Raw genomic sequence first — 7230 nt, 5'->3', positions numbered from 1 at the left:
TCGACGCGCGTGAGCGGCGGGTCCAGCCCCACGATCACGAGGCCGTCGTCCGTGGTGGCGTGCACACCGACGGCCGGGAGGCCGATCGGCTCGGTCTCGACGCCGTCGAGGCTGGGCGGGAGGGCGAGGTGGGCGCGCATGACGACCTCGGACCCACGCTCGGTCTCCTCGCGCTCCAGGTGCAGCTCGAAGCGGCCGGACTCCTCGGGCACCAGCACCGGGCGGCCCTGCTCGTCGACGAGGGCGACCCCGGACTGCTCGACGTCGCGCAGCAGCCGCACCGCGGCGGGGCCCACCTCGCCGAGGGTGACGCGCTCGACGGCGGCATAGGCCGAACCCGTGCGTCGAGCTCGCACCGCGCGCGTGATCTCCTGCAGCGCCTGCTCCTGCAGCGGGTCGATGTCGGCCTTGACGGTGCCGTAGAGCGCGCCGGGGTCGAGCCCGGTCCAGCTGATGCCCGTGCGGATCCACCCGCGGGCGCCCTCGACCAGCGGCGTCATCGTGATGCTCGAGCCCCAGTCGCCACGACCGCGCGGCGGCTGGGTCACCGCCAGCTGCAGGGCCACGCGATCGGGGACGTCCTCGGCCGCCACCGCGCCGAGGGCGTCGCGCCAGTGGGCGCGGTGGGCGGGCGGCATACCTCGCCACCAGTGACCACCGGAGTCGTCGAGCGCGCCGGACTCGGCGCGCTCCTCGGCGTCGCGGACCTGGGCCTGCAGGATGAGGGCGACCACGTGCTTGCAGTCGGCGCCGACGGGGCAGGTGCACGACGAGGTCCAGCTCGAGTGCCCGGGTCGCCCGGGATGGTCGCGCAGCTCGGCCCAGGCGGCGTAGGGCTTGGCCCGGGACCCCTCGACGGTGCCGTGGAGGCGCCGACGATCACCGGACGGGACGATGTCGAGCACCCGATCTCGACGGGCATAGGCCTGCCCGCGCTGGACCGATCCCGACCCGCACAGGCGAGCCAGCATCACCGCGTCCAGATCGGTCAGGCGGGTCGCCTGCACCAGCTGCACCACTGAGACCTCCTCGACCACCCCGACTGCCCCACCCTAGCCACCAGGACCGACAGACCCCGACCATGCCCAGGAGGCAGACGCCCGGCGAGCGGCCGGTCAGCGCTCCCGGGACGGGCTCCGCGAGTCCCCCACAGACCTCAGGAGGCGCCCGCGAAGGAGTCGTCGGCGACGTCCATCGAGGCAGGCCCCGGACCGGGCTCGCGCACGAGACGCGCCGCCACGTCGACGGCCTGCACGGGATCGGGCGGCAGCAGCGCCGCACCCAGCTCGCGCGCGACCTCGGGACGGGCCCCACCACCTCCGAGGGCCGTGCGGTACTGCGCGCACAGCCGGCGCATGCTCGCCGACCGCGAGGTGAAGACCGAGGGGCGGGAGCCGGCCAGGACCAGCAGGTCGGCCGAGGACTGACGACAGGTCACCGCGATGGCCGCGGTGGGGGTGTCCGCGCCGAGCAGGAGCACCCGCCAGCCCTCGCGCTGCAGGAGCAGGGCGAAGCAGCTGAGCACCAGGTCGTGCCGCTCCCCGGGCGGGCAGGCGAGCACCGCCGTGTGGCGCGTGCCGGGCTCCACCTCGAGCGCCAGCGCCGACAGCCGTCGCGCGAGGACGCCGCTGGCCAGGTGCTCGTGCGCCACGCCCAGCCGTCCGCTCTCCCACTGGTCACCGATCTCGCGGAGCAGCGGCATGAGGACGAGCTGGATGACGTGCTCGACCGAGCCCGCGGCGAAGGCGTCGTCCAGCGCGCTCCCCAGGGCGACGGGGTCGAGGGCGGCGACGGCCGTCAGCACGGCGTCGACGTGGGCGGACGCGTCGGTGAGGACGGCCTGGCCCCGCTGCGGGCCGCGGCGGGCGACGTCGCCGAGCGCCACGGGGGGCGGGAGATGGTCAGGCACCGGGATACCGTACGACGCCCGCCCTCACCGCCGGGCGGGATGCGTCCGGACGGGTGACGGGCGGTCCGTCATACCTGCGTGACCCCCACGACGATGCTGTCGACCACCCGCTCCGACAACGCGTCCACCGCCTCGGGCGGCAGCTCGCGCAGCGGACCCTGGACGACCAGCATCGCGAAGCCGTGCACCGCCGACCAGGCCGGGACCTCGGCGTGCGGGCGCCGCTCCGGGGGCAGGCTGCCGTCGACGACCATCTGGTCGAGGGCGTCGGACAGCAGCTGGTATGGCGTCCGCCCGCTGTCACCGTAGGCGACCGGATCCTCGGTGCGGGCCCGGTCGACCGGCTCGAGGTAGGCCGCCTGGAAGAGCCCCGGCTCCGCCCTCGCGAAGTCGATGTAGCCGAGCCCGACGGCCCGCATCCGGTCCCGTCCGGCGGGCTCGTGCAGGGCGTCGAGGCGGCGCTCCATGGCGCGTGCCGACATCCCCTGGCCGTGCCCGGCGACGACCAGCATGAGCGCGTCCCGGTCCGCGAAGTGACGGTAGGCGGCGTTGACGGACACCCCCGCCCGCCGCGTGATGTCACGCAGGGTCACCGCGTGGGGGCCGCTCGTGCGGGAGACGTCGATGGCCTCGCGCAGCAGGGCGGCCCTGAGGTCCCCGTGGTGATAGCTGGACCTGCGGGGTGTTGCGGTCATCACACCTCCATGTATACGGTGTTCACATCCTACCCCGTGGCACCCCCCACGACGTCATCGGCCCCCCTTCCACCGTCCGCAAGGAGCACCCCCATGACCGCACGCACCACGGCCCAGACCCCCGGCACCCCCACCTGGCTCGACCTGTGGGTCGGCGACATCCCCGCCACCGCGACCTTCTTCCGGGACCTGCTGGGCTACGACATCCCCGACGGCACCCCGGAGTTCGGCGGTTACACCGTCGCCCACCGCGACGACCGCTATGTCTTCGGCATCGGCACGGACATGCCCGGGCAGCAGCACGACCTGGCCTCCCTCTATCTCGCGACCGACGACGTCGAGGCGACCGTGGCCAGGGCGCAGGAGCTCGGCGCCACGATCCTCAAGGAGCCCACGGAGATCCCCGGTCACGGCCACATGGCCGTCGTCACCGACCCCGGCGGCGTCACCGTGGCCTTCTGGCAGGCGACGGGGATCGTGGGATACGGCGCGGTCGACGAGCTCGGCTTCCCGTGCTGGCAGGACTGCCTCACCGGCGACGTCGAGCGGTCCGCCGCGTTCTACCGCGACCTGTTCGGCTTCGCCACCGAGCCGATGGGCGACGGCGTGCTGCTCGCCAGGCTCGGCGACGACGGCCACTTCACCATCGGGGCCTGCACCGAGGTCGACGACCCGCACTGGGTGTCCTACCTGCTCGTGGAGGACCTCGACGCCATGACGGCCCGCGCCCGGTCGCTCGGCGCGTCGGTGACGATGGGGCCGATGGACATCCCCTTCGGACGGTTCGTGCACCTGACCACGCCCGGCGGCGCGCCGTTCGGCCTCTTCCAGGGCACCGGCGACCTGCCCGCCGAGGCCTGAGGTGCACGAGCTGCACGGCACCGTCTCGCACGACGACGGCCTGACCCTCGCCCTGACCCGAGACATCGCGATCCCCGTCGAGGAGCTGTGGTCCTGGATCACCGAGTCCGACCGCACCGCCCGGTGGTACGGCCCGTGGTCGGGCGAGGGCCGCGTCGGCGCCACGATCCAGGTGACGATGGCGAGCGAGGAGGGATCCCCGACGATGGGGATGCGCATCACCGAGTGCTCCCGCCCGCACCGCCTCGGCCTCGCCTCGGATGCGCCGCCGCCGTTCGCGTGGCCCCTCGCCCTGGAGTGCGCGGCGCGAGACGGTGGCTCGTCGATCACGTTGCGGCACACGCAGATCCCCGCCGAGATGTCCCTGGGCGACATCGGACCCGGGTGGGAGTTCTACCTCGACCACCTGGTCTGCGCGATCGAGGGACGCGAGGCGGCGCCATTCGAGGACTACCTGCGCGACCTGTCCGAGCGCTACGCCGCCCTCGCCTGACCCGCCCCCTCCCCCCAAGATCGTGAGGGTTTCGTCCACCTTTCTTGGACGAAACCCTCACGATCTTTGGAGGTGGGGTGGAACTGTGAGGGGGCGGGGAGGCGCGTGAGCCGAGGCCGGGGGCTCCCTGACATCGGGGCCACTCCTGGTGGTGATAGCAACCAGAAGTGGCCCCGTTCCTGTGGTGGCGCGGAGCCACCTGTCAGCCCCGTCGTCGGGGAGCTTTGGTGCTGCCTGGGCGACACCTTGTCTCCCCAGCGACGGGGCTCGTATGCCGACGCCGCCTGCCCTCACGCGTGGTGGGGGCAGGCGGCGCCGGCATACGGCCTCGGTCAGCTGGTCGGCGAGGTGAGGTCGTAGACCGTGGTGCCGCCCACCGTCGTCGCCGTGTAGTGGGACTGCACCCACGCGGTGATCTGCGAGGCGGTCGAGGTGCTGTCGCTGCCGCCGGGGCCACCGCCGGCTCGCCCGCCGGAGACGAAATAGTGGATCCGGCCGTCCGCGACGTACTGCTGGAACTCCGCGAGGGTCGGGCTGGCGTCGGTGCCGCTCCAGCCGCCGATCGCCATGACGGAGGTGTCGGTGCTGAGGATGTAGCCCGCCGCGGTCTGGTCGCCGACGACGGCGGCGGACCAGGTGGTGCCGGCGTTCTGCAGGAGCGTCGTGACGTCATCGGCGGACGTGGTGGTGCCCGTCGACGAGCCGCTGGAGCCGGCTGAGCTGCTCGAGCTGGCCGAGCTGCTCGGGCCGGTCTGCCCCGCCGGCGCCGGACCCGTCTGACCCGTGGGCGCCTGCCCCGTGGGCGCCTGACCTCCGGGAGCGCCGCCTGTCCGACCCGCGCCACCGGCCACGGCAGGCCCGCTCGTCGGCGTGGAGCCGGTGTGGCTCTGGCCCATCGTCGCGACCGTCCAGGCGGTGGTGCCGGCGAGGCCGCCGAGCGAGCCGACCAGCAGGGCCACGGCCGCCGCCTTGCGGAACCGCTGCTCGCCGCCCAGCGCCACGAAGCCCATCGCGCCGAGGGTGGTGACCGCCAGGGCGATCCAGCGCAGCGCCGGCAGCCACGAGTCCGCGTGGACGTGCAGGAGGTAGACGCTCCACACGCCCGCCAGAGCCACGGCGCCACCGAGGGCGACGCGCCACACGAGCGACGAGCGACGGTCCCAGGCGAGGCGCCCGCCGATGGCGATGACGGCGGCGAGGGCCGGGGCGAGAGCGACGGAGTAGTAGGGGTGCACCGTGCCCTCCATGAAGGACAGGATCAGCGCCGACACGAGCAGCCAGCCGCCCCAGAGGATCAGGGAGGCGCGGGCGGCCGAGGTGCGGGCGGCGCGGCCGGCGGCCACGAGCCCGGCGACGAGCAGGACGAGCGCGGTGGGCAGCAGCCAGGAGATCTCGGCACCGAAGGCCGACCCGAACATCCGGGTGATGCCCGTGGCGCCGCCGAACAGCCCGCCGCCACCGCCGCCACCACCGTTGCCCTCGCCGCCGAGGATCCGGCCGAGACCGTTGTAGCCGAGCGCGAGCTCCCACAGCGTGTCGTTGGTCGAGCCACCGATGTAGGGACGCGAGGACGCCGACCACAGCGACACGAGCGCGACGAACCAGCCGGCACCCACCACCATGGCGAGGCCCGCGGCCACCAGGTGAGCGAGACGCGTGCGCAGCGAGAACCGCGCGGCCACGAGGTAGGCCAGGGCGAACGCCGGCACGACCAGCAGGCCCTGCAGCATCTTGGTGAGGAAGGCGAAGCCGATCGCCGCGCCGCACGCCACCATCCACCACAGCGCCGCCTTGCCACGGGTGGTCTCGATCGCGCGGACCACGAAGTAGGCGGCGGCCGTCATCAGCAGCACGAGCAGCGCGTCGGGGTTGTTGAACCGGAACATCAGCGCGGCGACGGGGGTGATTGCGACCAGCAGCCCCGCGACCAGGCCGGCGACGTGGCCGGACACGCGGCGCACGGATGCGGCGGTCAGCGCCACGGTCCCGACGCCGGCGAGCGCCTGCGGCAGCAGCATCGCGACGCTCGAGAAGCCGAAGATCCGGCAGCTCAGCACCATCAGCCACAGCGCGACCGGGGGCTTGTCGACGGTGATGGAGTTCGCGGAGTCGAGCGAGCCGAACACCCACGCCGTGAGGTCCTGCGTCCCGGACTTCACCGCGGCGGCGTAGAAGTCGTTGGCGTAGCCGTTGCTCGAGAGGTTCCACAGATAGAGGGCCGCGGTCAGCGCCAGCAAGGCCCACAGGGCCGGCCGGGCCCACCGGGGAGCCGCCGCGTCTGAGGGTGTGGAGCCGGCGACGGTGGTCGCGCCCGAGGGGGTGGTCGGGTCGGAGGACGAGCCCGGCCGTATGCCGTCCGGCGCCCCGGCGGTCGCCCCGGTCGCCGTCTCGGCGCCGGGTGCGGCCACCGACGCCGTGCGCGGCCAGAGGCGGCGGCGCAGGAGTGGTGTGGTCGTGGTCATGTGCGGTCCTTGGCGTGGGGGCGGTGGGCGGTCCGACATACGACCTGCCCTCGGTCACCACCGACTCTGCGGCGCGGGACTATCGCGATCCGTTGAGCTTCCTGTGAGGCGCCCATGACCCGCGGGCTCACCCCCAGACGGCGCCGCGCAGGATCAGGACGCCCATGATCGCGAGGATCCAGGCGACGGTCTCGCCGCTCTGCCGCTCCATCCACGCCGCGAGCCGCCGCAGCGTCGGCTCGATGCGCTCCCCGACCCCGAGGCGCAGGGCGAGCAGCACGAGCGCCGGCGCGATCATCAGGAGGCAGTAGCCCACGAGCACCACGGCGCGCCCCGTCATCGGCAGGGGGGACGTGCTGAGCATCCCGATCGCGGCGAGGTAGGGCAGCATCGACGCCGCCTCCACGGTGGCCGCCGCGAGCGCGAGCCCGACCAGCGCACCCGCGCCGCCGCCGGCCGCGTCGACACCCATGGCCCGGGCGCGCCACCGGCTCACGCGGGTCGCGGCGCCGTCGTTCGCGCGCTCGCTCCGCGCCTTGCGGTTGCCCGGGAGCAGGATGCCGATCGCGATCAGGCCGATCCCGACCACCTTGCGCGCGAGCTGCCCGGTCTCGGTGTCGAGCCAGCCTGACAGGTCGTCGAGGAAGGTCACGGCCCCGGCGCTCAGCAGCAGCCCGAGGACCCAGTAGAACGCGGCGATCGTCCCGAGGAACACCAGCACGCGGGTGGCGCGGATCCGGCCTGGCGTGATCAGGAACCACACGGGGATCAGCAGCGTGCCGAAGCTCGTGGCGTCGATCAGGGCGAGCA

Annotated in this window: 7 protein-coding genes; 2 read left to right on the top strand and 5 right to left on the bottom strand. The window is 73.7% G+C overall.

The features are described 5' to 3' along the window. From B2P18_RS09030 to B2P18_RS09020, 3 genes are all read right to left on the bottom strand, one after another. On the bottom strand, nucleotides 1-1019 hold a 1019-nt coding region (locus tag B2P18_RS09030; protein ID WP_286958175.1), incomplete at its 3' end, for an SWIM zinc finger family protein. 137 nt (nucleotides 1020-1156) lie between these two features. Further along, nucleotides 1157-1909, bottom strand: a complete 753-nt coding sequence (locus B2P18_RS09025) for a cobalamin B12-binding domain-containing protein (RefSeq protein WP_169516829.1) — start codon at nucleotides 1907-1909, stop codon at nucleotides 1157-1159. 68 nt (nucleotides 1910-1977) lie between these two features. Then, nucleotides 1978-2604, bottom strand: a complete 627-nt coding sequence (locus B2P18_RS09020) for a TetR/AcrR family transcriptional regulator (protein ID WP_286958174.1) — start codon at nucleotides 2602-2604, stop codon at nucleotides 1978-1980. A 93-nt stretch (nucleotides 2605-2697) separates the two neighbouring features. Here B2P18_RS09020 and B2P18_RS09015 point away from each other — a divergent pair, with 93 nt between their 5' ends. Both B2P18_RS09015 and B2P18_RS09010 read left to right on the top strand, forming a co-directional pair. Further along, on the top strand, nucleotides 2698-3465 hold the full coding sequence (locus tag B2P18_RS09015) for a VOC family protein (RefSeq protein WP_286958173.1): 768 nt from the start codon (nucleotides 2698-2700) through the stop codon (nucleotides 3463-3465). A gap of 1 nt (nucleotide 3466) precedes the next feature. After that, complete coding sequence (locus tag B2P18_RS09010; RefSeq protein WP_286958172.1) at nucleotides 3467-3958, top strand: SRPBCC domain-containing protein; 492 nt, start codon at nucleotides 3467-3469, stop codon at nucleotides 3956-3958. Nucleotides 3959-4290: 332 nt separating this feature from the next. Here B2P18_RS09010 and B2P18_RS09005 read toward each other — a convergent pair whose 3' ends face one another. Beyond that, complete coding sequence (locus tag B2P18_RS09005; RefSeq protein WP_286958171.1) at nucleotides 4291-6420, bottom strand: glycosyltransferase family 39 protein; 2130 nt, start codon at nucleotides 6418-6420, stop codon at nucleotides 4291-4293. A gap of 127 nt (nucleotides 6421-6547) precedes the next feature. Beyond that, a partial coding sequence (locus B2P18_RS09000) for a GAP family protein (protein ID WP_286958170.1) occupies nucleotides 6548-7230 on the bottom strand: 683 nt, incomplete at its 5' end.

It is taken from the genome of Arsenicicoccus sp. UBA2120 (assembly GCF_002330965.1).
In the GTDB taxonomy this organism is placed as follows: domain Bacteria; phylum Actinomycetota; class Actinomycetes; order Actinomycetales; family Dermatophilaceae; genus Arsenicicoccus; species Arsenicicoccus bolidensis.
This window is presented reverse-complemented; position numbering and strand designations above follow the sequence as displayed.